The organism is Rhizobacter sp. P3_B12, assembly GCF_056402895.1.
The window spans coordinates 1-968 of the sequence record NZ_JBFUGN010001504.1 but is presented as its reverse complement, the minus strand read 5'-3'; the positions used below and the strand labels follow the sequence as shown (position 1 = coordinate 968).

The 968-nt window shown below is 72.0% G+C and carries 1 protein-coding gene and 1 pseudogene; both read right to left on the bottom strand.

What is annotated here, in order from left to right; translation table 11 throughout:
• The coding region (locus tag AC1D01_RS36470) for an ABC transporter permease (RefSeq protein WP_477874657.1) at window positions 1–725 on the bottom strand (725 nt) is incomplete at its 3' end.
• 27 nt (window positions 726–752) lie between these two features.
• Window positions 753–968: pseudogene (locus AC1D01_RS36465) on the bottom strand (tungsten ABC transporter substrate-binding protein); the annotation flags it as partial.

Here is a 968-nt window from a genome sequence, read left to right as displayed (position 1 = left end):
CGCAACGGTGGCACCGCGGGCAGCGCCCGCGTGCGCGCGCCCCACCACTGCAGCAGCATGATCACGCCATTGACCACGCCCACGATGCCCAGCAGCACCAGGCCCAGGCCGAGCGCCAGCGCGAGGTCGCCCTTGCTGGTCTCGAGCGCGATCGCGGTGGTCATCACGCGCGTGACGCCGGCGACGTTGCCGCCGACGATCATCACCGCGCCGACTTCCGCGACCGCGCGGCCGAACGCGGTCAGCAGCACCGTCGCGACGCCCAGCCGCTCGTGCACCAGCATCAGCAGCGCGCAGGCGAGCGGCCCCGCCCCGAGCGAGCGCAGCTGGTCGCCGCCTTCATCGAGTGCCACCAGCACCAGCCGGCGCGACAGCGCGGCGATCAACGGCGTCACGAGCACGCTCTGCGCCACCACCATGGCCGTCGGCGTGAACAGCAGCCCCCACGGCCCGAGCGGCCCCGCCCGCGACAGCAGCAGGTAGACCAGCAGCCCCACGACCACGGCGGGCAGCGCGAGCAAGGTGTTGACCGCCCAGACGAACACGCCGTGGCCGGGGAAACGCGCGACGGCCAGCCAGGCGCCGAGCAGCAGGCCCGCCACCGACCCGACCCCCACCGCGATGCCGCTCACCTGCAGCGAGAGCATCGCGATGCGCCACAGCTCGGCGTCGCCGCCGACGATCAAGGTCCACGCGAGCCGCCAGCTGTCGGCGAAGGTGCTCATCCGCCCGCGGCGTCAGTTCGCATCCGGTCAGTCCGCATTCGGGAAGAAGAGCGGCTGGCCCTCGATCTGGTAGCTGCCGATGGCGGCCTGGCCCGCCGGCGAGACCAGCCAGTCGACGAAGCGCTGCCCGAGCTCCTTCTTGACCTGCGGATGCCGGGCCTGGTTGACCAGCATCACGGCGTACTGGTTGAAGAGCCGCTTGTCGACTTCGACGAGGATGGCGAGCTCGCCGCGGTTCCTGAA